24 protein-coding genes are annotated in these 26,542 nt (G+C 56.8%); 9 read left to right on the plus strand and 15 right to left on the minus strand.

Features of this window, described 5'->3' with window-relative positions; translation table 11 throughout:
* Window positions 1–248: 248 nt before the first annotated feature.
* Window positions 249–623, minus strand: coding sequence for a tetratricopeptide repeat protein (locus DQN55_RS16020; RefSeq protein ID WP_048379247.1), 375 nt, complete (start codon window positions 621–623; stop codon window positions 249–251).
* A 185-nt stretch (window positions 624–808) separates the two neighbouring features.
* Here DQN55_RS16020 and pyk point away from each other — a divergent pair, with 185 nt between their 5' ends.
* Window positions 809–2,260, plus strand: coding sequence for a pyruvate kinase (gene pyk / locus DQN55_RS16025; RefSeq protein ID WP_048379244.1), 1,452 nt, complete (start codon window positions 809–811; stop codon window positions 2,258–2,260).
* A gap of 99 nt (window positions 2,261–2,359) precedes the next feature.
* Here the strand turns inward: pyk and DQN55_RS16030 are convergent, their stop codons facing one another.
* Complete coding sequence (locus DQN55_RS16030; protein ID WP_048379242.1) at window positions 2,360–3,118, minus strand: enoyl-CoA hydratase-related protein; 759 nt, start codon at window positions 3,116–3,118, stop codon at window positions 2,360–2,362.
* A gap of 30 nt (window positions 3,119–3,148) precedes the next feature.
* Window positions 3,149–4,087 carry an iron-sulfur-binding ferredoxin reductase gene (locus DQN55_RS16035; RefSeq protein ID WP_048379240.1) on the minus strand — a complete coding sequence of 313 codons (939 nt, stop codon included), beginning with the start codon at window positions 4,085–4,087 and terminating at the stop codon, window positions 3,149–3,151.
* Between the two features lie 358 nt (window positions 4,088–4,445).
* Here DQN55_RS16035 and DQN55_RS16040 point away from each other — a divergent pair, with 358 nt between their 5' ends.
* Window positions 4,446–5,969, plus strand: a complete 1,524-nt coding sequence (locus tag DQN55_RS16040) for a fumarate hydratase (RefSeq protein ID WP_048379238.1) — start codon at window positions 4,446–4,448, stop codon at window positions 5,967–5,969.
* 74 nt (window positions 5,970–6,043) lie between these two features.
* Here the strand turns inward: DQN55_RS16040 and yiaY are convergent, their stop codons facing one another.
* On the minus strand, window positions 6,044–7,192 hold the full coding sequence (yiaY, locus tag DQN55_RS16045; RefSeq protein ID WP_048379236.1) for an L-threonine dehydrogenase: 1,149 nt from the start codon (window positions 7,190–7,192) through the stop codon (window positions 6,044–6,046).
* Between the two features lie 156 nt (window positions 7,193–7,348).
* Here yiaY and DQN55_RS16050 point away from each other — a divergent pair, with 156 nt between their 5' ends.
* Window positions 7,349–8,374, plus strand: coding sequence for a DUF4917 family protein (locus DQN55_RS16050; protein ID WP_048379234.1), 1,026 nt, complete (start codon window positions 7,349–7,351; stop codon window positions 8,372–8,374).
* A 52-nt stretch (window positions 8,375–8,426) separates the two neighbouring features.
* Here the strand turns inward: DQN55_RS16050 and DQN55_RS16055 are convergent, their stop codons facing one another.
* Complete coding sequence (locus DQN55_RS16055) at window positions 8,427–8,759, minus strand: YegP family protein (RefSeq protein ID WP_048379232.1); 333 nt, start codon at window positions 8,757–8,759, stop codon at window positions 8,427–8,429.
* 174 nt (window positions 8,760–8,933) lie between these two features.
* Here DQN55_RS16055 and DQN55_RS16060 point away from each other — a divergent pair, with 174 nt between their 5' ends.
* From DQN55_RS16060 to DQN55_RS16070, 3 genes are all read left to right on the plus strand, one after another.
* Window positions 8,934–9,473 (plus strand): RNA polymerase sigma factor, encoded by a 540-nt coding sequence (locus tag DQN55_RS16060; RefSeq protein WP_048379230.1) that lies wholly within the window; start codon window positions 8,934–8,936, stop codon window positions 9,471–9,473.
* Window positions 9,470–10,414 carry a FecR family protein gene (locus tag DQN55_RS16065; RefSeq protein WP_048379228.1) on the plus strand — a complete coding sequence of 315 codons (945 nt, stop codon included), beginning with the start codon at window positions 9,470–9,472 and terminating at the stop codon, window positions 10,412–10,414. Before DQN55_RS16060 ends, DQN55_RS16065 begins: the two co-directional genes overlap by 4 nt.
* 119 nt (window positions 10,415–10,533) lie before the next feature.
* Entirely contained in the window at window positions 10,534–13,086 is a 2,553-nt protein-coding gene (locus tag DQN55_RS16070; protein ID WP_048379225.1) for a TonB-dependent receptor, read from the plus strand.
* 57 nt (window positions 13,087–13,143) lie between these two features.
* Here DQN55_RS16070 and DQN55_RS16075 read toward each other — a convergent pair whose 3' ends face one another.
* The 7 genes from DQN55_RS16075 to DQN55_RS16105 all read right to left on the minus strand — a co-directional run bounded on the left by DQN55_RS16075 (window position 13,144) and on the right by DQN55_RS16105 (window position 17,830).
* Window positions 13,144–13,464 (minus strand): ribbon-helix-helix domain-containing protein, encoded by a 321-nt coding sequence (locus tag DQN55_RS16075; RefSeq protein WP_048379223.1) that lies wholly within the window; start codon window positions 13,462–13,464, stop codon window positions 13,144–13,146.
* Between the two features lie 15 nt (window positions 13,465–13,479).
* Complete coding sequence (locus tag DQN55_RS16080) at window positions 13,480–14,061, minus strand: DJ-1/PfpI family protein (protein ID WP_048379221.1); 582 nt, start codon at window positions 14,059–14,061, stop codon at window positions 13,480–13,482.
* 114 nt (window positions 14,062–14,175) lie between these two features.
* Complete coding sequence (locus DQN55_RS16085; RefSeq protein ID WP_048379219.1) at window positions 14,176–15,393, minus strand: class I SAM-dependent methyltransferase; 1,218 nt, start codon at window positions 15,391–15,393, stop codon at window positions 14,176–14,178.
* Between the two features lie 261 nt (window positions 15,394–15,654).
* A complete protein-coding gene (locus DQN55_RS16090) occupies window positions 15,655–16,482 on the minus strand; it encodes a hypothetical protein (protein ID WP_053070893.1) in 828 nt (275 codons plus the stop codon).
* Window positions 16,483–16,485: 3 nt separating this feature from the next.
* Window positions 16,486–17,070, minus strand: coding sequence for a 2OG-Fe(II) oxygenase (locus tag DQN55_RS16095; protein ID WP_048379218.1), 585 nt, complete (start codon window positions 17,068–17,070; stop codon window positions 16,486–16,488).
* Entirely contained in the window at window positions 17,067–17,633 is a 567-nt protein-coding gene (locus DQN55_RS16100) for a hypothetical protein (protein ID WP_126514215.1), read from the minus strand. Before DQN55_RS16100 ends, DQN55_RS16095 begins: the two co-directional genes overlap by 4 nt.
* Before the next feature lie 44 nt (window positions 17,634–17,677).
* Complete coding sequence (locus DQN55_RS16105) at window positions 17,678–17,830, minus strand: LuxR C-terminal-related transcriptional regulator (protein ID WP_231995696.1); 153 nt, start codon at window positions 17,828–17,830, stop codon at window positions 17,678–17,680.
* Here DQN55_RS16105 and DQN55_RS22480 point away from each other — a divergent pair.
* On the plus strand, window positions 17,762–17,941 hold the full coding sequence (locus tag DQN55_RS22480) for a hypothetical protein (RefSeq protein WP_231995706.1): 180 nt from the start codon (window positions 17,762–17,764) through the stop codon (window positions 17,939–17,941). The genes DQN55_RS16105 and DQN55_RS22480 overlap by 69 nt on opposite strands.
* A 203-nt stretch (window positions 17,942–18,144) precedes the next feature.
* Here the strand turns inward: DQN55_RS22480 and DQN55_RS16110 are convergent, their stop codons facing one another.
* The 3 genes from DQN55_RS16110 to DQN55_RS16120 all read right to left on the minus strand — a co-directional run bounded on the left by DQN55_RS16110 (window position 18,145) and on the right by DQN55_RS16120 (window position 20,224).
* Window positions 18,145–18,756: a TPM domain-containing protein gene (locus DQN55_RS16110; protein WP_048379213.1), complete on the minus strand. Its 612-nt coding sequence runs from the start codon at window positions 18,754–18,756 to the stop codon at window positions 18,145–18,147.
* 29 nt (window positions 18,757–18,785) lie between these two features.
* Window positions 18,786–19,532 (minus strand): TPM domain-containing protein, encoded by a 747-nt coding sequence (locus DQN55_RS22555; protein ID WP_048379211.1) that lies wholly within the window; start codon window positions 19,530–19,532, stop codon window positions 18,786–18,788.
* Window positions 19,533–19,615: 83 nt separating this feature from the next.
* Window positions 19,616–20,224 (minus strand): LemA family protein, encoded by a 609-nt coding sequence (locus tag DQN55_RS16120; RefSeq protein WP_048379209.1) that lies wholly within the window; start codon window positions 20,222–20,224, stop codon window positions 19,616–19,618.
* Window positions 20,225–20,468: 244 nt separating this feature from the next.
* On the opposite strand from DQN55_RS16120, the gene bglX reads away from it, so the two are divergent.
* Both bglX and DQN55_RS16130 read left to right on the plus strand, forming a co-directional pair.
* Window positions 20,469–22,760 carry a beta-glucosidase BglX gene (gene bglX / locus DQN55_RS16125; protein ID WP_048379207.1) on the plus strand — a complete coding sequence of 764 codons (2,292 nt, stop codon included), beginning with the start codon at window positions 20,469–20,471 and terminating at the stop codon, window positions 22,758–22,760.
* Window positions 22,761–23,451: 691 nt separating this feature from the next.
* Entirely contained in the window at window positions 23,452–26,340 is a 2,889-nt protein-coding gene (locus DQN55_RS16130; RefSeq protein WP_048379205.1) for a ribonucleoside-diphosphate reductase subunit alpha, read from the plus strand.
* Window positions 26,341–26,542 lie beyond the last annotated feature (202 nt).

The following is a 26,542-nucleotide window of genomic DNA, read 5'->3' on the forward strand; positions in this document are numbered from 1 at the left end:
GATAAAAAGCCATCCTGCCTAACTGCGCCCGACGTTAGAAATGCCCTGCGCGTCATTCGGACCGGGCTTTTCACCCCCGCCATCACGCGCCGCATTCGCCCGAAACTCAGGGCAACAGCCTTGGAAGCACAGCCACACACCCGCTACCCAGCACTGAAACCTTTGAGCTTTTCACCCTGAAAAATAACTCAAATGAACACATACCATAGTAAAAAGAGATCAAACGACCAGTCAGAGGTCATTCCCAGTCAAATTTTCGCAGGCAGTGCCTGAGCCGTTCCCGGCCCCGGAATAAACTTCAGGATGCGCAACGTCTCAATCCGCGCCTTGGCCCGGTAGGCATATTCGCTCTTCGGGAATTCGTTGATGATGTATTGATAAGTCTGCGCGGCATCCAGATAAAACCGGGTACGTTCAAGGCACAAGCCGCGCAACATGGCCGTTTGCGGCCAGATATAGGGCCGGCTGCGGCTGTCACGGTCAACCTTGGACAACTCCAGCATGACCGTTTCGCAGTTGCCGCGATCATAAGCCCGGTAAGCATTATTCAAATGATGGTTCATCGACCAGCGTGTGCAGCCCGCCACCGTGCAGGCCATTATTAAAACGAGCATGAATCGCATGGGTCTCTCCTGTTCTTAACAGTGTATCGACCCCACCGCCAAATTCTTCAAGCCCGGTTTAACAGCAATTAAACGCTCATCGCACCGATGCACCACAACTTAAGTCGAAAGTAGTGCAGAGGAACAATGACTACAGCGAAAGACCATAGTAGCCTTTGGCAGCGCTTGAACTCAGGAGTCTTTGCATGTCCGTTCGTCGAACTAAAATCGTTGCCACACTTGGCCCTGCCAGTAATTCACCGGAGATGCTGGAACAGCTGATCCTCGCTGGCCTGGACGTCGCCCGTCTGAACTTTTCCCACGGTACTCCGGATGAGCACAAGGCTCGTGCCAAGCTGGTGCGCGAAATCGCCGCTAAGCATGGTCGCTTCGTTGCCCTTCTGGGTGACCTGCAAGGCCCGAAAATTCGCATCGCCAAATTTGCCAACAAACGCATCGAACTGAAAATCGGTGATCGTTTTACCTTCTCCACCAGCCACCCGCTGACTGAAGGCACCCAGGAAATCGTCGGTATCGACTACCCCGATCTGGTCAAGGACTGCGGCGTGGGCGACGAGCTGCTGCTCGATGACGGCCGTGTTGTCATGCGTGTCGATACCGCCACCGCCGACGCACTGCATTGCTCGGTCCTGATCGGCGGCCCGCTGTCGGACCATAAAGGCATCAACCGTCGTGGTGGTGGCCTGACCGCACCAGCCCTGACTGAAAAAGACAAGGCCGATATCAAGCTGGCTGCCGAAATGGAAGTCGACTACCTGGCCGTGTCGTTCCCCCGCGATGCCGCCGACATGGAATACGCACGTCAATTGCGTGACGAAGCGGGCGGTACTGCCTGGCTGGTTGCCAAGATTGAACGCGCCGAAGCCGTGGCCGACGATGAAACCCTCGACGGTTTGATCAAGGCCAGCGACGCCGTGATGGTTGCCCGTGGCGACCTGGGCGTTGAAATCGGCGATGCCGAGCTGGTAGGCATTCAGAAGAAAATCATTCTGCATGCACGTCGCCACAACAAAGCGGTGATCGTTGCGACCCAGATGATGGAGTCGATGATCCAGAACCCGATGCCAACTCGTGCCGAAGTGTCCGACGTTGCCAACGCCGTTCTCGACTACACCGACGCCGTGATGCTTTCGGCTGAAAGTGCTGCCGGTGCCTATCCACTGGAAGCGGTACAGGCCATGGCCCGTATCTGCGTCGGCGCTGAAAAGCACCCGACCAGCAAAACCTCCAGCCACCGTATCGGCAAGACCTTCGAAAGCTGCGACCAGAGCATTGCGCTGGCGGCCATGTACACCGCCAACCACTTCCCGGGTGTCAAAGCGATCATCGCCCTGACCGAAAGCGGTTACACGCCGTTGATCATGTCGCGTATCCGTTCCTCGGTGCCGATCTACGCGTTCTCCCCGCACCGTGAAACCCAAGCTCGCGCGGCCATGTTCCGTGGCGTGTACACCGTACCGTTCGACCCGGCTTCGCTGCCGCCCGAGCAGGTCAGCCAAGCGGCTATCGACGAGCTGCTCAAGCGTGGCGTCGTTGAGAAAGGCGACTGGGTCATCCTGACCAAGGGCGACAGCTACCACACCATCGGTGGCACCAACGGCATGAAGATTCTGCATGTCGGCGACAAAATGGTCTGAGCCTGACAAGGCCACAGCCAAAAAGCCCCGCCTGAGTGATCAGGCGGGGCTTTTTTTCACAGTTTTGCTGGCCGGGCCCATCGCAGCCTTCGGCAGCGGCTACGGGCTACGGGGCTTATTCATAAACCCCGATAACGCGGCCACCGCTTCCGAGGAGCTCAGGCGCTGAATGAACAGCCAGCCTTCATCCTCGATCACCTGGCGCAATTGCTCACGCCCTGGCGCCTTCAATAGCCGCTTGCTGTCCTGTACCGCCGCCGGGGCCAATGCCGCCAACCGCTGTGCGGCGTCCCTCGCGGCTTCCAGTGTGGCCACGCCTTCGGGCAACGCGGCATTGGCCAACCCCCAGGCCGCCGCCTGCTCGCCGCTGAACCCCTCGCCCAACAGCAACAGTTGCGCCGCCCTCGCCGGCCCGAGCAACTGCGGCAATAACAGGCTGGAGCCAAACTCCGGGCTTAACCCCAGATTGACAAACGGCATGCGCAATCGCGCGTCGCGGCTCACATAAACCAGATCGCAATGCAGCAGCAAAGTGGTACCAATCCCCACCGCCGCGCCTGCCACTGCAGCCACCACCGGCTTGCGGCATTCCAGCAGGCTGCGCATAAAACGAAACACCGGGCTGCTCATGTCCTCTGGCGGTTGCTGCAGGAAGTCAGCAATATCGTTACCGCTGGTGAAGCATTCAGCCGTACCGCAGATCAGCAGTGCATGCACGCAGGCATCGGCATCGGCCTGCTCCAGGGCCTGCGCCAATTGACCGTACATCTCGCGGGTCAGGGCGTTTTTCTTGTCCGGGCGATTCAGACGCAAGGTCAGCACCGCGCCGTCGCGTTCAACCACTATGGCTTGAGTCATGCTCACTCTCGAAACGTCGGGAAACGGCGCTTAACTGCGGGTTAAAAAGGTATCCGCCAACAGTTGACTGCGCGCCAGCCCTGCCAGATACAAGCGTTTGGAAAACGCCTCGACACTGTCGGGGTGACCACAGACTAAGGCCCGGGTTTGCCGGGAAACAAGACGCATCCGGACTAGAAAATCAGCTAATTGCTCACGCACCAGCCATTCGACCTGAAGATTCGGATGCGCTGCGGCCAAGGCCTTAATTTCATGCTCAAGATAATGTTCGGTGTGATCCCGAGCCACATGAACCAGCAGGATCAGGCCCTGATGATCCTGGCGCAGGGCTTCGCGCAGTACCCCGTACAACGGCCCCAACCCCGTACCCGACGCCAGCAGCCAGAGCGGGTGCTCTTGCCAGTCGGGATCGTAATGCAAGGCTCCGCCGCGCAACTCGCCCAGGCGCACCGGATCACCGACACTGAACTGTCGCGCCGCGTTGACGAACTCACCGGGATGGGCGCAGTCCAGGTGAAACTCCAGAAAACGGTCTTCTTCGGGCAGACTGGCCAGCGAATACGGGCGAGCGACCCCGTTGACGGTCCACAGCACTGCATGCTGCCCGGCGCGATACCGCAAGGGACGCTGCGTCGACAGCCGCAAGCGCAGCACATTCGGACTGAGCCACTCGAGCTCCGACACCTCGGCTGCCAATCCATCGCGCACCGGATCGAACGTCTCGAGTTGCAAGTCCTCGGTCACCTGACACTGGCAGGCCAGGCGCCACCCTTGCTCGCGCTGGGCCGGCGCCAAGGCCTCTGGCTTGAGGTCTGCAGGTTCGCCCCGCACACAACGCACCAGGCAAGCGTGGCAACTGCCGGCCCGGCAACTGTAGGGTACGGTCACACCCGCCTGATTCAGGCTGTCGAGCAAGTTGCTGTCTCGGGCAACTGACCAGCGGCGATCAGCAACATGTAACTCGGGCACTTCATGCCTCCTGATAGCAGTCAAATCCGTAGAGAGTGTCTTGCCCTAGAGCGGCACCTCCAAGGGAGAGGTACACCGGGCTTTACGACGGCTGCGCCACCGGACGCGACCTCGTTCCGCCCGACCGCTGCTACAAATGGCCTTGGTCGCAGACAGTCTAATGGCGCCAACAATCACATCCTACTTTCGTTTGCACCACAGCGGGTGTATCACAGAGTGCTCCGGGTTATACTGCCGCGCCTTTTTTGTACCGGTCATGCGTGTCCGGTATGCCTAGCAAAGTTGTTTACGACAGACCGATAGACCAAGGTCGCAAACACCTTTTTGAATGTTCCCGTCTTATAGAGGAGCGCGACCCATGACCGTGATCAAGCAAGACGACCTGATTCAGAGCGTTGCTGACGCCCTGCAATTCATTTCTTACTACCATCCCGTGGATTTCATCCAGGCCATGCACGAAGCTTACCTGCGCGAAGAATCGCCAGCAGCCCGTGACTCGATGGCACAAATCCTGATCAACTCGCGCATGTGTGCCACTGGCCACCGCCCGATTTGCCAGGACACCGGCATTGTCACCGTATTCGTACGCGTGGGCATGGATGTGCGCTGGACAGGCGCCACCATGAGCCTGGACGACATGATCAACGAAGGCGTGCGTCGCGCTTACAACCTGCCGGAAAACGTCCTGCGTGCTTCGATCCTGGCCGACCCGGCCGGCGCTCGTCGCAACACCAAGGACAACACCCCGGCAGTCATCCACTACTCAATCGTTCCGGGCAACACCGTTGAAGTGGATGTAGCCGCCAAGGGTGGCGGTTCCGAGAACAAGTCGAAAATGGCCATGCTCAACCCGTCCGACTCGATCGTTGACTGGGTGCTCAAGACCGTTCCGACCATGGGCGCTGGCTGGTGCCCACCGGGCATGCTCGGCATTGGCATTGGCGGCACGGCTGAAAAAGCGGCAGTGATGGCCAAGGAAGTGTTGATGGAGTCCATCGACATTCACGAGCTGATCAAGCGTGGCCCGTCCAACCGTATCGAAGAGATGCGTCTGGAGCTGTTCGAGAAGGTCAACCAGCTGGGCATCGGTGCCCAGGGCCTGGGCGGTCTGACCACCGTACTTGACGTTAAAATCATGGACTACCCGACCCACGCAGCCTCGCTGCCGGTGTGCATGATCCCGAACTGCGCAGCCACCCGTCACGCGCACTTTGTTCTGGATGGCTCCGGCCCTGCAGAACTCGAAGCGCCACCGCTGGACGCCTACCCGCAAATCGTCTGGGAAGCAGGCCCGTCTGCCCGCCGTGTCGACCTCGACACCCTGACGCCGGAAGACGTGCAAAGCTGGAAACCAGGCGAAACCGTGCTGCTGAACGGCAAGATGCTGACCGGCCGCGATGCTGCACACAAGCGCATGGTTGAAATGCTGAACAAGGGTGAAACCTTGCCGGTCGACCTGAAAGGCCGCTTCATCTACTACGTAGGCCCGGTTGATCCGGTGCGCGACGAAGTGGTTGGCCCTGCAGGCCCGACCACCGCCACGCGGATGGACAAGTTCACCCGTCAGATCCTCGATCAGACCGGCCTGCTGGGCATGATCGGTAAATCCGAGCGCGGCCCTACCGCCATCGAAGCCATCAAGGAACACAAAGCCGTGTACCTGATGGCCGTGGGTGGCGCGGCCTATCTGGTTGCCCAGGCAATCAAGAAGTCGCGCGTCGTGGCCTTTGCCGAACTGGGCATGGAAGCGATCTACGAGTTCGACGTAAAAGACATGCCTGTAACAGTGGCTGTCGACAGCAAAGGCGAGTCGGTGCACATCACCGGCCCGGCGATCTGGCAGAAGAAAATCAGCGACAGCCTGGCCGTTGAAGTGCAATAAGCACTTCTGAGCCAGACATAAAAACGGCCGGGTTAACCCGGCCGTTTTTTTTTGCATCCGCACCAGCTGTTTCGTTAGAACGCGTTGCGGAAGATCTCTTCAATCTGGCCCTGATCCGCCCGCCGCGGGTTGGTCAGACCGCAAGCGTCCTTCAGCGCATTGGTCGCCAGAATCGGGATGTCATCCAGCTTAGCCCCCAGATCCCGCAAACCGGCCGGAATCTCGACGTCCCGTGCCAGGGCGCAAATCGCCGCGACGGCTGCCTTTGCGCCATCTTCCGGGCTCAGGCCACTCACATCAACCCCAAGGGCACGGGCCACATCAGTCAAGCGGACCGCACAGACGCTGGCGTTAAAGGTTTGTACATGGGGCAACAGCACCGCATTGCACACCCCGTGGGGCAAGTCATAGAAGCCGCCCAACTGGTGGGCCATCGCGTGCACAAAGCCCAGCGACGCGTTGTTAAATGCCATACCAGCGAGGAATTGTGCGTAGGCCATGTTCTCCCGTGCCGTCAGATCTTTGCCGTCCTGTACCGCCTTACGCAAGTTCTGGCTAATCAGTTCCATCGCTTTGATGGCACAGGTATCGGTAATCGGGTTGGCCGCCGTCGACACATAGGCCTCAATGGCGTGGGTCAGCGCATCCATGCCGGTGGCCGCGGTCAGTCCTTTAGGCATTGCCACCATCAACTCCGGATCGTTGACCGAGAGTAACGGTGTCACGTTGCGGTCAACGATGGCCATTTTTACATGGCGCTCTTCATCGGTAATGATGCAGAAACGCGTCATTTCACTGGCCGTCCCCGCCGTGGTATTGATCGCAACCAGAGGCAGCTGCGGCTTGCTGGACTGATCGACCCCTTCGTAATCCCGGATGTGCCCACCATTGGTGGCGCACAACGCAATGCCCTTGGCGCAGTCATGGGGTGAGCCGCCACCCAGCGACACGACAAAGTCACATTGATGCTGCTTCAAGACCTCCAGACCGGCCTCGACGTTGGCGATGCTCGGGTTGGGTTTGGCGCCATCGAATATCACCGACTCGATACCCTGCAACGTCAGTTTCTCCGCGATTCGAGCCGCCACACCGGCTTTGGCCAGGCCTGTATCCGTCACGATCAAGGCCTTGCGAAAACCATAATTGCGAATCGCGGTCATGGCTTCGTCCAGGCACCCGTTGCCCATGATATTCACGGCGGGGATAAAGAAGGTACTGGTCATGGCAAGTCCTCTTTCAGGTGTGCGGGTCACACCCCGCGACGGTGGAGAAGTCAATAAACTCAGTTTCACCCAACCGGACGTTTTCAATGTTGATCTGGCTCAACACTTGAGCGTGATAAAGTCCTGCACCGCCCACGCCTTGAGACGATATTTGCGATGACCCCCTTCCAGGAATTTGATGCCGAACTAGAAGACTGGAATGCGCTAAGCACCAGCGCGCCATGCAGCGGGCTACTGGTGGGCAACGGTGCAAGCATGGCCATCTGGCATGACTTTTATTACGACTCACTGTTTGAAAAAGCCAAAAGCGTCGCCGAAAAGCCCCTTAGCCAGACCGAACTCAGCGTATTCGAGGCCCTGAACACGCGTAACTTCGAGCACGTATTAAGTGCCCTTAAAACCGCGAGCAAGGTCAACAAGGCGCTGGCCATCAGCTCGGCCTCGCCCCGCAAACGCTATTACGCAATCAAGGAAGCGCTGATCAACTGCACCCAGGACGTGCACATTCCCTGGCGCCTGATGCAGGCCGAAACGCTGGATTGCTGGAACCAGGAGCTGGCACGTTACGCCACGGTGTACTGCAGCAACTACGACCTGCTCACACCCTGGGCGGTGATGCAGGCGCCCAAAGGCTTCAATGATATGTTCAACACCCCGGGAGCCACCTTTGAACCCGGCGCAGCGCTGGCCAAAAGCAAAGCCACCCGCGTGCTGTACCTGCACGGAGGCTTGCATCTGGTGAAGAATCAGGAAGGCAAGGCGCGCAAAATCATCAATACCGCACCCACGCTATTGAGCAATTTTGCGATCAACCACTCCATCAGCGCACTGGATGATGTACCACTGTTTGTCAGCGAAGGCAGCAGTGAGGACAAGCGTAAATCCATACGCCACTCGGATTACCTGTCCTTTTGCCATGAGCAATTGATGGGGCACAAAGACGCCCTGTGTATTTTTGGCCATAGCCTTGGCGAGCAGGACCAGCACCTGATTGATGCGCTGCGTCAGGCCCCGCTGAAAACCCTGTGCATCTCGATATACCCGCGCAACGAGGCGTTTATCCGCTTTCAGAAAAACCACTACAGCCGGCTATTTGCCGAGCAGAAGCTGACACTGCGCTTCTTCAACTCGAAAACGCACCCAATGGGCTACACCAGGCACTCGGTACCAGTAGAGGTGTAACACCGAGATGCCCTGCAGGAGCAAGATTGCCTCGCACCTGCAGGGTGCGCGATCAGAGCTTTTCTTTGATCACCGTGGTTGGCCCGTTGTTTTTGACGCTGGCAATGCCTTTGTCCCGTGCCGCCTCACTGGAATATTGCTCGCTGCTGCCAATGATCTGGTGATTGGCCGCCTTGAGGTTGAAGTACGGTTTACCGTCTTTGGCTACTTTCTTGTCATAACGCTCATCCAGCGGGCTGTTGACTTGCACCGACGCAATCCCGCTTTTTGCGGCTGCGAGGGTGGTGTACTGCTCACTGGTCAATATGGTTTCAGCATTCGCCGCTTTCAACACAAACCGAAATTGCCCGCTGCTGGTTTTGCTCAGTTCGTACCAACCCGACATAGTCTTCTCCTGGATGTTGAACACGCATATGTCTTCTCCAGTAAAGCGCTCATCAGACTTTTAGCCATTTATCTGTAGGAAATAACGGAAGATAATTTTTAAAGGCAGACAAATAGCAATAATTCTCGATACCATTCAAGAATAAATTGCATTGCTGTATCCACAAGGATCTTCATGTCTCGCTTTAAATCCGACCCGCTGGCGGCCGAATCTTTCCGTGAGTGCTATGCGCAGATTTTGCAGTTCCTGCGTAAACGCACGGATAACGCCAGCGATGCCGCAGACATGACCCAGGATGTCTTCACGCAATGGCTGGGTTATCAGAACCGGGCCAAGGTCGAACAACCCCGAGCCTTTTTGTTCCAGGTGGCGCGCAATCTGTTGCGTGATCACTGGCGCCGTCAGCAGGTACGACAGGCCGTGCACCCGCACAATGCCGAACATGCACCCGAGCCCTTAAGCGATGAGAAGGATGATCCGATGGCCGCCGTTCAGCGCTTGCAGCGCCTTGCGCAGCTCAAGACCGTGCTCGCCGAACTCTCCCCTCGCCGACGCGAAGCCCTTATGCTGCATCGCTTTGAAGGCCTGAGCCAAGCACAGATCGCTGAACGAATGGGAATCTCCGTAAGCATGGTGGAAAAGCACATTGCCTTTGCCTTGTTGCACTGCAAGCAGCACCTCCAACGGGACACGGGCAAGGAATCGCAGCAATGAGCCCTTTTCGAGCGACCGATAACGACAGCATCGACACACAAGCGGCCAACTGGTTTTCGCGCAACCGTAATGATCGCAGTCACGCGAGCCGCGACCTGTTCAATACGTGGCTGGCCGACCCTGCCCATGCACAGGCGTACGCCGAATTCGAAGCTTTGTGGACAGAACTCGGCGAGCTTGAAGCGCCCAATGCACCGCTTGCCCTGCCCGTGCGCAAGCGTCGGCGCACAGGCTTGGCACTCGCCACTGCAGCCGCCGTACTTTGCGCCGTGTTTGCCATGAATATCGGCGCGCCCGTCACGCTGCAGCAACAGCAGATCGTCACCCGGGAGCAAGGCGCACGCACCGTGGTATTGGCCGACGGCAGCCGCTTGACCGTTAATGCCAATACCCGGGTTCGTGTCGACTTCAGCGCCCATCAGCGCACGCTTTATCTGGATCAGGGCCAACTCTATATCGAGGTGGCACCCAATAAAGAACAGCCATTGGTGGTGCAGGCCGGTGCAGCACGCATCCGCGTTGTCGGCACCGGGTTTGATGTGCGCCGCAGCCAGCGGCAACTGGTTGTCAGTGTCGACCACGGCCAGGTTGCATTCATGCCCGACCCCAAAACGTCCACATTGCTGACGGCCCGACAGCGCGCTACCTACAGCTATGCCAACGCTTCACTGCAGTCGCAAACCCTTGGCAAAGGCGAAGTCGCCGATTGGCGCAGCGGCCGCCTGGCGTTTCGCAATCGCGAACTGGCCAGCCTGGTAGACGAACTGGACTTGTACCGCCCCGGCATCATTCAACTGGCTGGTGGCCCGCTCAGCCACTACAAGGTCTCTGGCAATCTGGACGTCAGTGATCCGATGGCGCTGGTCAACGCTTTGCCCGCGCTTATTCCGGTAAAAACCGTGCTGTTGAGCAGCGGAAAAATCCGGATTGAACCCCGCTAAAAAACATATGCGAATATTTTTCATTCGCATATGTGGTTTTTTCAGCGCCCTGCGTCTTCCTTCGGTCTGCGTTGCTAACGCATGTCTTTTTGGCCTTTGTTGCCGCACTGGGGGATTTCATGTTTCGCGCACCACATCACTTCTCGCACGCCTGCATGCGCCCGACGCTGCTCGCTGCGTGCATGGCAATCAGCGTTAACGCCCACGCCGAATCGATCCAGCTGCAACTGCCGGCGCAACCGCTGGCCAGTTCGTTGAGCGAGGTGGCGCAGCAGGGAAAAATCCAGCTGTTGTTCGACGAAGACGTGTTGCGCAACGTAAAAGCTCCCGCCCTCACAGGCACTTATACGCCGCAGGAGGCGATCAGCCACCTGCTCCGGGATACCGCTTTCAGCCTGATTCAGGTCGATCGCACCTATGTGGTTCGCCCCACGGAACACGGCACCACCACCAGCTCCCGCCTGGAGCTCGGGGCCGTCAGCGTGGTCGGCAACGGTAACGAGGTCGACTCAAGCAATGTCGGAAAGTCGACCATGGACCAGGCCGAAATCAACCGCTATCAGGCCAATAACATTCCTTCCCTGCTGTCCAGGTTACCGGGCATAAACCTCGGCGGCTCGCTGAAACCGGGCGGCCAGACCATCAATATCTGGGGCTTGGGCGAGGCCGAAGACGTTCAGATCACCATGGACGGCGCAACCAAAAGCGGCTTTGAACGCTACAAGCAGGGCACGATTTTCATCGAGCCGGAATTGATCAAAAGCCTTGAAGTCGAGAAAGGCCCGCACGATGTACGCACCGGCAATGGTGGTTTTGCCGGGGTGGTACACATGGAAACCAAAGACGCACCGGACCTGCTCGAAGACGGCAAGAATACCGGGGGCATGCTCAAGTACGGCTACAGCAGCAATGACCACCAACAGGTGTACAGCGGCGCCGTGTATGGTCGCACCGACGACGGGCGCGCAGATGCCCTGCTGTTTTTGACCAAGCGCGACGGCGATGACATGAAGCTGGCCGATAACATGCCTGACCCCGACAACAGCTACCCGATCAACCCCAGACGCCTGCCCAACACCGCTCAGGACCTCGACGCACAGCTGTTCAAACTGAACCTGCAACTCAATGACGAGCACCGTGTCGGTTTCTCGTATTCGCGCTCCAACAACCAGTTGTGGGTGCCCTTCTCGGCCACCAGCTACCCCGCGCCGCCCAGCCAGCACAACATCGACAAGGTCGGCTATGACGCTGCCACCCAGCTGTATCTCTCTGACCGCGTGACCCGCGATACCACGTGGGTCACCCGGTACCAGTACCAGCCCATCGACAATCCATGGATCGATCTGGAGGTGAAGTATTCTTACTCCAACACCGAGCAGACCGACGAACGTGGTGAAAAAGCCTTTGTGCAGCCCACCAGCGGCGGGCGCAAGATGGAAACCGGCTACACCGATAACATGTTGCAGCTCACCAACATCAGCCTGTTTGCCACCGGCCCGCTGGATCATGTGGTGACCACCGGCCTGCAAGTTCGCAAGCATGAACGTGATGTGCAAATGTGGATGCCGGGCAAAACCTACGAGGTTGAGAAATACAACTACGGCCACTACCAGCCGGGTTTCATGCCCCAGGGCAAGGTCGATACCCACAGTTTCTATGTTCAGGATGCCATGACCCTGGGCAACTTCACCCTGACGCCGTCCATGCGTTACGACCACGTGCGCAACCGGGGCCAGGCCAACGATGCATCGCTTTACAACCATCCGGAAATGGGCCACGACTACAGCAATAAAACCTACACCGGCTGGTCCCCGCGCTTGTCGGCATTCTGGAAGATAACGCCGCACACCGCCCTGTTTGCCGACTACAGCAAAACCTGGCGTGCCCCGGTGATTGACGAACAATACGAGGTGCAAGGTCTGGGCAGCCGCAGCGCGACCAGCCTTAATCTTGATCCGGAACGCATCACCGGCTGGCGCGCCGGGAACATCACCACCTTCAATGGCCTGTTCGGCGAAAACGACACCGCGCTGATCCGTACAACGCTGTTTCGCAACAAGATCGACAATGAGATTTTCAAAGCTACCGGCGTAGGTTGCGCAGCCCAGCAAGACGCCTCCAGCATGACTGAAGACTGTGGCGACATGATGCCGATGTCGGTGTATCGCAATATCGGCAGCCTCACCATCAAAGGCTTTGAGGTCGAGAGCTTCTACGACTCGACGTATACCTTCGGGTCGTTGTCTTATTCATGGATGACCGGAAAACACCAAGGGGCCTATACCAATCCTTGGGGGCCTGACGTGTGGGCACGGGACATCCCGCCCCCAAAATGGATTGCCGTACTGGGTGTGAAAATTCCCGACTGGGATGCTCGCCTGGGATGGCAAGGTGAGTTCGTCCGTAAAACCGATCGCTTGCCGAGCGACAAATACGCGCAAGGCTACAACAGCAACTTCGGTGACACGTTCTATAACCATTACGACAATGACGGGTACAACGTGCAGGGCCTGTTCGCCAACTGGAAACCGCGACAGGCTTACCTCAAGGGTACTGAGGTCAACCTGACGGTGGACAACCTGTTCAACAAAAGCTATCGCCCTCCGCTCAGTGGCCTGAACGCCTACAGCCAGGGCCGTAACGCCAAGATCAGCGTGACACGGTTCTTTTAAGCGGGGTATCCAGCCCGTGCCCGGGGGTCGAGGAGACGGCCCGGGGTGGCTCTGGAGTCAGCGTCGGGCTTGCAGGCTGGTCAGGGTGGCAGCGTCCTTCAACGGCGCCGGTTGCACCCGGCGCTGGCTTAAGTAGCGGGTGCAACTCACCCGTAAAAACGAAGCAAAGTTGACCACTTCGCCGCGATAATCCATTACTTCCTCGTAAAGCTTGGCCACCAACTGATTGGTGGTCATGCCATCGGTTTCAGCAATGTCGCTGAGGATGTCCCAAAACTGGTTTTCCAGGCGCAAGGTGGTGACCACGCCGCAAATACGCAATGAACGCGAGCGCGACTCGTAGAGAATCGGATCGGCTTTGACATACAGCTCACACATGGTCGCTCCCCTCTCTTACAGCGTGATGGTCGTACCCAACAGACCCAGAAACGCCGCCAGCCACGCAGGGTGCGCAGGCCAGGCCGGTGCCGTGGCCAGATTGCCCTGGACATGGGCCTTGGTCACGTCAATATCGATATACGTGCCGCCCGCCAGACGAACTTCCGGGGCGCACGCCGGATAAGCACTGCATTCACGACCTTCGAGCGTACCGGCCGCGGCCAGCAATTGCGCACCGTGGCACACGGCAGCAATCGGCTTGCCTGCTTTGTCGAAGTCACGCACCAGCTCCAACACCTTTTCGTTCAATCGCAGGTATTCCGGCGCACGACCGCCTGGCACCAGCAGCGCGTCATAATCGCTGGCCTTGACCTTGTCGAAATCGAAGTTCAAGGCAAACAGATGGCCTGGCTTTTCGCTGTAGGTCTGATCGCCTTCGAAGTCATGAATTGCCGTGCGCACCGTCTGACCCGAAGTTTTGCCAGGGCATACCGCGTGAACCTGATGCCCCACCATCAACAGCGCCTGAAACGGCACCATCACTTCGTAGTCTTCGACGTAATCGCCAACCAGCATCAGAATTTTTTTCGCTGCCATGGTAAATGCTCCTCAGGTAAGACCTTGGGCCAATAAGAGTAGCCAAGGTAACTGCTGAGCGCCCGCATGGGTAATAGCCAAATACTACGTACCCAGCACGGGCGTCTTACATGCTTACTTCAACAAACCATCGGCTCGCAGCAGCGTTTCGAGGCAGTGTTCCTGAATGTGATAGAACGCCTTGAGGGCCTCAATCTTCTCCAGTAATTGCGCCGGATCTACTGGTTCAGCGCGTTTGACCGCAAGGATCATTTTGTTTTTGTTGGTGTGTTCCAGTGAAATGAACTCAAACACCTTGGTTTCATAACCGCAGGCTTCAAGAAACAGCGCGCGCAGGCTGTCAGTGACCATTTCTGCCTGCTGCCCCAAGTGCAGACCGTATTGCAGCATCGGCTTGAGCAACGCCGGGCTCTGGATTTGCAGGCGAATCTGCTTGTGGCAGCACGGTGAGCACATGATGATCGCCGCCCCCGAACGAATCCCCATATGAATCGCATAATCGGTCGCGATGTCACAGGCATGCAGCGCGATCATGACGTCGATCGGCGTCGGGGCAAAACTGCGGACATCGCCATGCTGGAAACTCAGCCCCGGATGCTCCAGGCGCTGGGCTGCGTTGTTGCACAGGGTGACCATGTCTTCGCGCAACTCGACGCCGGTCACCACGCCTTCGGCTTGCAGGCTGTGACGCAGATAGTCGTGAATGGCGAACGTCAGGTAGCCCTTGCCGGAACCAAAATCCGCCACCTTGACGGGCTGGTCGAGCTTGAGCGGTGAGTTGCTCAGGGCGTGGGAAAACACCTCGATAAATTTGTTGATCTGCTTCCACTTGCGCGACATCGCCGGAATCAGCTCTTGCTGCTTGTTGGTCACGCCCAGATCGGCCAGAAACGGCCGTGACAGGTCCAGAAAGCGGTTCTTCTCACGGTTGTGCTCAGCCGACGGCACCTCCCGTTCCTGCTGGCTCTTACCTTTGAACAGCGAGCTTTTGCCCTTTTTACTGTACTCCAACTGCACTTCGTCGGTCAGCGTCAGCAAATGTGCATTCTTGAATGCTTCCGGCAGCAGGCTTGCAATGATCGCCACACCTTCGTCCAGCGGGAAGTTCTTGGTGATGTCGCGGGTTTTGTAGCGATACACAAATGACAGGCAAGGCTGATCCTTGACCGTGACCTGCTTGATGATGACCCGTTGCAATTCGGCTTCAGCGCCAACGTACTTGGCCAGCACCAGTTTGATAAAGGAGCTCTGGGCCAGACCGGTTTCCAGCAGGCTCAAAAATTGCGCACGGTGATCCGGCACAGACGGGGCGGTGATAGCAGTCACTGACATTGAAAAAGGCGCCTCGGGGGTGCAGGAGGGAAAATCAGAAAGGAATGGCGACTATTTTAGGCGTGTTCGCCGTTGAGGGCACGGGGTTATTTTGGGGACACGCTATCGGAGCGCTCGGTACAGGCTCAATGTATGCCTTCCCGAAAAAGCAAAAACGAACGATATGCCGGCCGGCAACAATCCAGACTGCCCCACTCGCGGGACGAAAACTTAACGATGAAAGGTCAGTAATTGAGCTGATTGCTCGCCCAGGTGAAACAACTACATGTAACCGTCACTGGTGCCTGTGCAGCATCCATATTGATCACCGGCATCATATGTATGACCTCCAACGATAATACTGAGACCCACATTGCCGACATTATGAGGCGTTGGCGTTGGCGAGGGAATTGTCGGGCCAGGCAGATTGTAAGTACCACCGGACACTGAACCGCCAGCGCTACCAGCACCCATGCTGTCAGTCTCATTAGGCACAACCACTGAGGATGACTGCAACTCACCTGTCTCCGATATCCAGTTACAGGACAACATCATGTTGGCATACGCCTGCCTGATGGTATTTCGATCAACAATCCTCATATCAGGCGCACACATATAGTCGAGGTAATTGTCGGCGGGGGTAGTGCTGAAGAAGTCCTTGGCGGCCACCATGATTTTTTTAAAGGTTTCCGTCTCTCTAATTGACAACAAACTCGCAGCCACGCTAGCACCTGCTAAAAAGCCAACGACTAAAGTCCCTCCCCCCGTCAGAACAGCGAATGTAGCAATAATTCCAGCCACATTACCTACAAGACTATAAATATCGCCAGATTTTATCTCACGCCCCTCCTTAAGGTCCATGCCTACTTTTAGAAAAGTAATGGTCCCCGCCACTGTATTGCCCGGCATGCTTATTATTGGCACGTACGGACCTGCCAACTTTGTGATCGACGTAATACTGGCTATAACAGCTCCCGTCTGGGCCGTCTGACTCAACAATACCATCCCTTGATTATTAGTTATAAATTGGTCTGATATTGCCACCGCCCCCGAAGCTACGGTCGCACCCTCATTTATGATACCTACTATTAATTCCGTCTTCCCTGCCATCTCTTACGCCTCAATGATTGTTTTAAACGCCAGGGTCATTCGAACCTGATCACATTTGACTGACGGTGATCGCGCCGCATGTGGTATTCGCCCATCGAATACCACTACACGCCTTGATTTAGGGAGCACCGCCTTTATAATATTTTCTTTTGAGTCATCGTAAAAAACCAGTTCCCCTCCCCAGGAGGTTGGCCAATATTCATTACAAAACACAATGATGGTTAAACCAGGATGCACTTTATTCTCCCGATGAATAATCGTGTCCTGACCGAATGTCTGCCCGTTTGCATACACACCCAATAAGGTGATTTTAAAGCTATGCAATTCTAAAAAACGTGCCCATACCCCACTCAAAAATTGCCACGATTTATTTTCATTCAGTTCCTCCAAGCTTGACTGGCCTAAAGGACGTCCTTTACCCGCAATGAACACGTGCCAACAGGGCCTGATAAACGGCAAAGCCTCGTAGTTTGGCCAGTTATATCGCCAGACAGAACCTTTAAGTAGCACATTAATTTCACGCTCTTCCGCTTCCGTCAAAAAATCATCAATCACATAAATTGACTCATCAATCATCTCTATTTTCATTCGCTGTCCTTTTTATAGTAATACCTGTTCCAGACCCCGCACACACCCATATTAAAAACGCCATACACGACAATTAAGCACGAGCAAAAAACCATAAGAAGAGCCACATCATTACCCTGCTCCGCCCAGCCAACTATTTGCCGACGACTCATCATCAATTGAAATCGTTCATCATAGACAGCCCACACAAATTGATTATCGCTGTCCGCATCTATTGCCACCCACAACCTCTTGAATTTATGAATACCCAATAGGCGGGCCTCTCTATTGGGTATATCAAATGAGTGATCGTATTCCCCACCCTGTCGTGCCACTTTGATATACATCTGTGACGTTGATTTAGACACGCCAAGGGCATGAGTGACATAGGCACTCCTCAACACCAATCTTTTCGGAACTGACGGAATCTCGACCAAGGAGTCCCACATCATAGAACCAAGCCCCGCCATGACTAAAATACAAGCAAACAAAACGATCAACTCACCGACCCCAGCCACATAGCCTCGCGGCGGAATATATATCGATCGTTTTCTCACTTCACCCGTTCGACCTGACGACTTCAAACTAAACCTCCGCCTTCATACTCGCAACCCTACCGTTGTACCCCCTAACGACCATTGTCCAGTCGACCACACATCACCATGAGTGCCAGCCTGCTTTTTACTCCATGCTTAAACAACAAGGATGAAACATGATCACGCACCGTGAAACAACTGATATTCAGACGCTGCGCTATTTCCTTGTTCGCGTAGCCTTGCATGAGCCAATCAAGCACATCCATTTCCCTGCGAGTCAGCTTCAATCCATCCATTCAAAACCACCTAATTCCATCCAGGCAACAACCAACCAACATATTTCCTACGCAAACTAAAACACCAAGACACAATCTAACCTAGCCATCATTTAAATAAATGACAACAATAATTTTCATAAACCGAAAAGTCACAACAAGCAAGAATACATATTACATTCGAACAAGAACTTACTTACAAACAAAAGAGCACTAACAACACACCTTATAACCCGACACTTCTTAGCAAAGTGTCGGAAACATCCAAACCAAACAGCACGTAATTACAACATCACCAACCGATTGGGCAATTGATTGCGCGGCAGGGTTTTGGGCACGGGGTGTGCCAGCAGTTCAGCACAGGCTTCGATGCAGGCAATAAAGCCTTCGGCAGTCTGGCCCAGGCTGATGCGGCGGATGAAGTCACCGACGATGGTGTCCCAGGCCCCGTTGTCCAGGTGACGCGAAATGCCTTCATCTACCAGGATTTCCACGTAGCGCTCGGCTTCGCTGACAAAGATCAGCACACCGGTACCGCCTTGGGTGTGGTGCAGGTTTTGTTCGAGAAACTGGCGTCGGGCAAGGTTGCCGGCGCGCCAGTGTCGAATGCGGGCCGGTATCAATCGCGTGGTAATGGCCGGCAGGCGGAAGATCAGGCTGAGGAAGATGAAACTGGCCCACTGCACCATCAGCAGCGGGTAGATCTCCAGGCCGCCGATAAAGAAATGCACCAGGCCGGGCACCAGCAAGGCAATCAAGCTGGCCCACAGCAAGGGGATATAAGTGTAATCGTCGGCACGCGGAGCCAGCACGGTGACAATTTCGGCATCGGTGCGCTGTTCCGCCCGGGTGACGGCGTCTGCGACCTGCTGCTGTTGTTGCTGTGTCAATAACATGGGTCTCGATACTCGCTATGTGAGTTGAATTACCAACCGCCAGAGGCTCCGCCGCCGCCAAAGCTGCCGCCACCTCCGCCAAAACCGCCACCGCCTCCCCCGCCGAAACCGCCCCCCATTCCGCCAAATCCGCCGGAGCGCGAACCACCGCCGCCGCCCGAGTTGCAAATGCCATAGAACTGGCAAGCGCCGACCACCAGTATGAACAGCACAAACAGCAGCAAGACGAGGCCCGGGTGTTCAGCGATAAAATCGCTGCCATCGCCCTGCCCGCTGGCATGGAGCGGTTCGGCCAAGGGATCACCGCCCAGCACTTGCAGTATCGCGGCAACGCCGTCACTGATGCCTTGACTGAAATTGCCGGCCTTGAAGGCCGGGGTAATGACCTGGTTGATAATGACTGAGGACTGCGCATCTGTAAGACGGCCTTCCAGACCGTAGCCGACCTCGATCCGCAGCTTGCGGTCATCTCGGGCAACGATCAGCAAGGCGCCGTTGTTTTTGTCCTTTTGCCCGATACCCCAGGCTCGTCCCAGTTGGTAGCCGAACTCATCAATCGGAGTGCCCTGTAAATCCGGCACGGTGACCACCACCACTTGCTCACCGGTGGCCTTTTCATGGGCCTCCAGATTTTGCGCCAGTTGCTGGCGCGTGGCCGGGTCAAGCATCTGTCCCTCGTCCACCACCCGCCCACTCAAGGCGGGAAAGGTCAGCGCTTGCGCGGTGGCTATAAATAGCCAGAGCAGCAAGCCAACCCCCAGTTTTGATACGCGCATCAGCACCTCGGTCAATCAGCGTGAGGGAGTCTGTAGTCGCTGCCGCAGGCTGCACCCGCGGCTACAGAGTCGTGCGTTGCGGTTTAAAACTTCACTTCAGGTGCTTTGTCGGCATCCGGCGTGGTGGCTTCGAAGGTAGGGCGTACCGGCAAATCGCTGTACATCACGGTGTGCCACAGACGGCCCGGAAAGGTGCGGATCTCGGTGTTGTAGCGCTCCACGGCGAGAATGAAATCGCGACGGGCGACACTGATGCGGTTTTCCGTGCCTTCGAGCTGAGACTGCAGCGAAAGGAAGTTCTGGTTCGACTTGAGTTCCGGATAACGCTCAGACACCACCATCAAGCGACTCAAGGCCCCCGTCAGCTGGTTTTGCGCGTCCTGGAACTGCTTGAGTTTTTCCGGGTTGTCCAAGGTACTGGCATCGACCTGAATCGAAGTCGCCTTGGCCCGCGCCTCAATCACCGCGGTCAAAGTCGCCTGTTCCTGCTTGGCCGCCCCCTTGACTGTCTCGACCAGATTGGGAATCAGGTCGGCGCGACGCTGGTACTGGTTCTGTACTTGCGACCAGGCGGCCTTGACCTGTTCGTCGAGGGTGGGAATGGTGTTGATCCCGCACCCGGCCAGCATACTGCCGAGGGCTAACAGTACGATGGCTTTCCAGCCCATGATGCCTGCATTCTTGCTGTACATACGCTTTGTACTCCGCATAACCCGATTAAGTTCATCGCCGCGTGCCGCCCGCAATATCGCAAGGTGGCACTGGATTGCTCGTGGTGAATCAGCTAAAAGACTTGCCTTCCATGTATGAATACTGGCTTTAACGATAGGGTAATTTTCCGAGTTAAGCCGCACATACATTCCACACAGAACAATATCGTTTCGAAAGCACGGGTTTGTCCCACGCTTTAAGCAAGCGACGCGCAGAAGAGTCCTAATGAAAAACATGTGTTTGCTGGGCATTGCCATCAGCCTTGCCAGTCACGCTGCATGGGGTCAGGCCCTGTCGGCGCCGCTTCCAGCCAAAGAGGTGTTTGTCGCCGACCTGCTGAAGCAAATGACTGTCGATGAGAAAATCGGCCAGCTACGCTTGATCAGTATCGGCCCGGAAATGCCCCGTGAGCTGATCCGCAAGGAAATCGCCGCAGGCCGTATCGGTGGCACCTTCAACTCCATCAGTCGCGCCGAAAACCGTCCGATGCAAGATGCAGCTCAACGCAGCCGGCTTAAAATCCCGATGTTCTTTGCCTATGACGTGATCCACGGTCACCGCACCATTTTCCCGATCAGCCTGGCGCTGGCTTCCAGCTGGGACATGGATGCCATCGGCCTCAGCGGCCGCATCGCCGCCAGAGAAGCCAGCGCCGACAGCATCGACATGACCTTCGCGCCCATGGTTGATATCGCCCGTGACCCGCGCTGGGGTCGTACCTCCGAAGGCTTTGGCGAAGACACCTATTTAGTGTCGCGAATCGCCAAAGTGATGGTGCAGGCGTATCAAGGGGCCTCCCCCGCACTGCCGGGCAACATCATGGCCAGCGTCAAACACTTCGCCCTGTATGGTGCGGTAGAGGGCGGACGCGACTACAACACCGTCGATATGAGTCCGCTCCGCATGTACCAGGATTACCTGCCACCTTACCGTGCCGCCATTGATGCAGGCTCAGGCGGGGTGATGGTGGCGTTGAACTCCATCAACGGCGTCCCGGCGACCTCCAATATGTGGCTGATGCAGGACTTGCTGCGCAAGGACTGGGGCTTCAAAGGCGTGGCAATCAGCGACCATGGTGCGATTTTCGAACTGATCAAGCACGGCGTCGCCAAAGATGGCCGCGAAGCGGCCAAGCTGGCGATCAAGGCCGGTATCGACATGAGCATGAACGACTCGCTTTACGGTGAGGAGCTGCCTGGTCTGCTCAAGTCCGGCGAGGTCCCGCAAAGCGATCTGGACAACGCGGTGCGTGAAGTCCTTGGCGCCAAATACGACATGGGCCTGTTTGCCGACCCGTACCTGCGGATCGGCAAGGCCGAAGATGACCCGGCCGAAACCAACGCCGAAAGCCGCCTGCACCGTGCCGAAGCCCGCGAAGTAGCGCGCAAGAGCCTGGTACTGTTGAAGAACCGTGCACAAACCCTGCCCCTGAACAAGCAGGCCAGGATCGCGCTGGTTGGCCCCCTGGCCAAAGCACCGATCGACATGATGGGCAGCTGGGCGGCCAATGGTCAGCCCGCGCAGTCAGTGACCGTGTATGACGGCATGCGCAATGTACTCGGTGAGCACGGTTCCTTGATCTATGCCCGCGGCGCCAACATCACCGACGACACGGCCATTGTCGACTACCTCAACTTCCTCAACTTCGATGCCCCGGAAGTGACCAACGACCCGCGCCCGGCACAGGTGATGATCGATGAAGCGGTCAAGGCTGCCCGGCAAGCCGATGTGGTGGTGGCGGTGGTGGGCGAATCACGGGGCATGTCCCACGAATCGTCGAGCCGCACCAACCTCGACATTCCTGCCAGCCAACGCGCGCTGATCACCGCCCTCAAAGCCACTGGAAAACCATTGGTGCTGGTGTTGATGAACGGGCGTCCGCTGTCGATTGACGTGCAACAGCAACAGGCTGATGCCGTGCTGGAAACCTGGTTCAGTGGAACCGAGGGTGGCAATGCCATTGCTGATGTCCTGTTCGGTGATTACAATCCGTCAGGCAAGCTACCAATCACCTTCCCACGCTCTGTAGGTCAGATTCCTACCTACTACAATCATTTGAGCATTGGTCGTCCTTTCACACCGGGTAAACCGGGCAATTACACCTCGCAATACTTTGATGAGCCGAACACCCCGCTGTACCCGTTTGGCTATGGCTTGAGCTACACCGATTTCAGCCTGTCGGATGTCAGCCTCTCAGCCCGTACGTTGAAACCGGGTGCAACACTGACTGCCAGCGTGACGCTAAAAAACACCGGCAAGCGCGCCGGTGAAACGGTCGTCCAGCTGTACATCCAGGACGTCACCGCATCGCTAAGCCGTCCGGTCAAGGAGTTGAAAAACTTCCAGAAGCTGATGCTGCAGCCCGGCGAAGAGAAAGTCGTGCAGTTCAAGATCGATGAAGACGTCCTGAAGTTTTACAACGCGCAACTGAAGTACGCCGCCGAACCCGGTGAATTCAAGGTACAAATTGGCCTGGATTCGCAAAACGTCCAGCAAAACAGCTTCCAGTTGCTCTAACTTCGCGCAATTGCCCGGAAGGCCCCGAGAGGTCTCCCGGGCACTTTTCCCTCCAATCTCCGCTTGACCTTTTCTATCTTTGCCGCTGCCCCAAAATGCGTTCGGACAGCGCTGTTTTTTGTGGTAGGGTTCGCGCCCTCAAAATTCAGTCCGGGCAGTTTAATCCGGTAAAAATGGGTGACAAACGGTTCGACCTAGCAGGTACGCGGTCTGCGCTGTTTTTGTGGCTTTCATACACAAAGCGCACTACGTTTCAAGCCCGGATACTACGTTGCACATGCGTTGAAAAACGCATATCTTGTATAAATCTTGCTGAAACACACCACATATAGGGTTTCAGCAAAAAAACCAAACACAGCTCAGCTGAGAATTTCAAGTCCTTTTCTCGCGCCAGTTTGGTTGACAAAACCATTTTGAAACACTCCAACCGCCCATGCGGATGGATTCCGCTTTCCAGTCAAAAAGCCGGAAAGCGGCCTGGATGTTGCAGAGCCGAAGGCAGACTGTCATCCAGCTGGATTAAAGTTTCTGGCAGTACATTGAAACTCAGGACTTCGCAAGGAAGCGGCCCAAACTCCTTTCTGTACCTTCGAGGTCTTTATACCGACTCAACCCGGTTGTAGCGCTTCGGACGGAACGGTGGGCACCCATAAGGCGCCCAAACAAACATAGAGAATGTGGAGACACCCCCATGCAAACCGACACAACTCGCGAGAACTCGCAGGGCACTGCGTCGCAGGCCGATGATTCCAATCTGGATCTGTCTGCAACTGCACCAGGCCAATTGCGCGTGATCAAGCGTAACGGAACGGTTGTTCCTTACACTGATGACAAGATCACCGTCGCCATCACCAAAGCGTTTCTCGCAGTTGAAGGCGGCAACGCTGCTGCCTCGTCGCGTATCCATGACACCGTAGCGCGCCTGACCGAACAAGTGACCGCGACCTTCAAGCGTCGCATGCCCTCGGGCGGCACGATCCACATCGAAGAAATCCAGGACCAGGTTGAATTGGCCCTGATGCGCGCCGGCGAACAGAAAGTGGCTCGCGACTACGTGATCTACCGCGATTCGCGTGCCAAGGAACGCGCCATCCGCGCGCCGGCCGAAGAAGCTGTCCAGGCTCACCCGTCGATCCGCATCACTCTTGCCGACGGCACTTTCGCGCCGCTCGACATGGGCCGCCTGAACACTATCGTCACCGAGGCCTGCGAAGGTCTGGCTGAAGTCGACGGCGACCTGATCCAGCGCGAAACCCTGAAGAACCTCTACGACGGCGTAGCCCTGACCGACGTCAACACCGCTCTGGTGATGACCGCTCGTACCCTGGTAGAGCGTGAGCCGAACTACTCGTTCGTGACCGCTCGCCTGCTGATGGACACCCTGCGTGCAGAAGGTCTGAGCTTCCTCGAAGTGGCCGACAGCGCCACTCACCACGAGATGGCCAGCCTGTACGCCAAGGCCCTGCCTGCCTACATCGCCAAGGGTATCGAGTTCGACCTGCTGAACCCGGTTCTGGCCACGTTTGACCTGGAAAAACTCGGCAAGGCGATCAACCACGAGCGTGACCAGCAGTTCACCTACCTGGGCCTGCAAACCCTGTACGACCGTTACTTCATCCACAAGGATGGTGTGCGTTTCGAACTGCCGCAGATCTTCTTTATGCGCGTGGCCATGGGCCTGGCGATCGAAGAGAAGCAAAAAGAAGACCGTGCCATCGAGTTCTACAACCTGTTGTCGTCTTTCGACTACATGTCGTCTACCCCTACCCTGTTCAACGCCGGTACTCAGCGTCCGCAGCTGTCCAGCTGCTACCTGACTACCGTGCCGGACGACCTCTCGGGCATCTACCACGCGATCCACGACAACGCCATGTTGTCCAAATTCGCCGGAGGCCTGGGCAACGACTGGACGCCGGTGCGTGCACTGGGTTCGTGGATCAAGGGCACCAATGGCAAATCCCAGGGCGTGGTTCCGTTCCTTAAAGTCGTGAACGACACCGCCGTGGCCGTTAACCAGGGTGGCAAGCGCAAGGGCGCTGTCTGTGCCTACCTGGAAACCTGGCACATGGACATCGAAGAGTTCATCGAGCTGCGCAAGAACACCGGTGATGATCGTCGTCGTACCCACGACATGAACACCGCCAACTGGATCCCTGACCTGTTCATGAAGCGTGTCTTCGATGACGGCCCGTGGACCCTGTTCTCGCCATCCGAAGTACCGGACCTGCACGACCTGACCGGCAAGGCTTTCGAAGAGCGCTACGAGTACTACGAAGCCCTGTCCCAGTACCCGGGCAAGATCAAGCTGTTCAAGACCATCCAGGCCAAAGACCTGTGGCGCAAAATGCTGTCCATGCTGTTTGAAACCGGCCACCCATGGCTGACCTTCAAAGACCCGTGCAACCTGCGCAGCCCGCAGCAGCACGTGGGCGTGGTCCACAGCTCGAACCTGTGCACCGAGATCACCCTGAACACCAACAAGGATGAAATCGCGGTCTGCAACCTGGGCTCGATCAACCTGCCGAACCACATCGTCAACGGCAAGTTGGACACCGACAAGCTCAAGCGCACCATCGACGTTGCCGTGCGCATGCTCGACAACGTGATCGACATCAACTACTACTCGGTGCCACAAGCCCGCAACTCGAACTTCAAGCACCGTCCAGTGGGCTTGGGGATCATGGGCTTCCAGGACGCGCTGTACCTGCAGCACATTCCATACGCTTCGCAAGCAGCCGTGGAATTTGCCGACAAGTCGATGGAAGCCGTCAGCTACTACGCGATCCAGGCCTCCTGCGACCTGGCCGACGAGCGCGGCGCTTACGAGACGTTCCAGGGTTCGCTGTGGTCCAAAGGCATCCTGCCGCTGGATTCGCAACAGATCCTGATCGAACAGCGCGGCCAGAAATACATCGATGTTGACCTGAACGAATCCCTGGACTGGGCACCGGTTCGCGCCCGTGTACAAAAAGGCATTCGTAACTCCAACATCATGGCCATCGCACCGACCGCGACCATCGCCAACATCACCGGCGTATCGCAGTCGATCGAACCGACGTACCAGAACCTGTACGTGAAATCGAACCTCTCGGGCGAGTTCACCGTGATCAACCCGTACCTGGTTCGCGACCTCAAGGCGCGCGACCTGTGGGACTCGGTCATGATCAACGACCTGAAGTACTACGACGGTTCCGTGCAGCAGATCGAACGCATCCCGCAAGAGCTCAAAGAGCTTTACGCCACCGCGTTCGAAGTCGACACCAAGTGGATCGTTGACGCTGCAAGCCGTCGTCAGAAGTGGATCGACCAGGCTCAGTCGCTGAACCTGTACATCGCTGGCGCTTCGGGCAAGAAACTGGACGTGACCTACCGCATGGCCTGGTACCGTGGTCTGAAAACCACTTACTACCTCCGTGCCCTGGCTGCGACCAGCACCGAGAAGTCCACCGTCAACACTGGCAAGCTCAACGCCGTATCGAGCGGCAACAAGAGTGAAGACGTCGCCGCCGCACCTGCTGGCCCGGCTCCGGTGCCGAAGGCTTGTGCGATTGACGAGCCGGATTGCGAAGCTTGCCAATAAGCTGAGCTCCCCGGGCGGTTTAACCGCCTGACCAAAACCCCCGCACGACCCGGGCAACAATCGGGTCTGGCGGGGGTTTTGTTTTAGGGGGAGGAATACGCCCATGGGATGTGCACCGGACTCCGCGACTGCTGCGACATAGCGTGCGTAAACAGTGCGGCCACGCCTCAAAATGAATCACTCTGCCTACCCTGAATCATGC

Source organism: Pseudomonas taetrolens, from assembly GCF_900475285.1.
GTDB classification, from domain to species: domain Bacteria; phylum Pseudomonadota; class Gammaproteobacteria; order Pseudomonadales; family Pseudomonadaceae; genus Aquipseudomonas; species Aquipseudomonas taetrolens.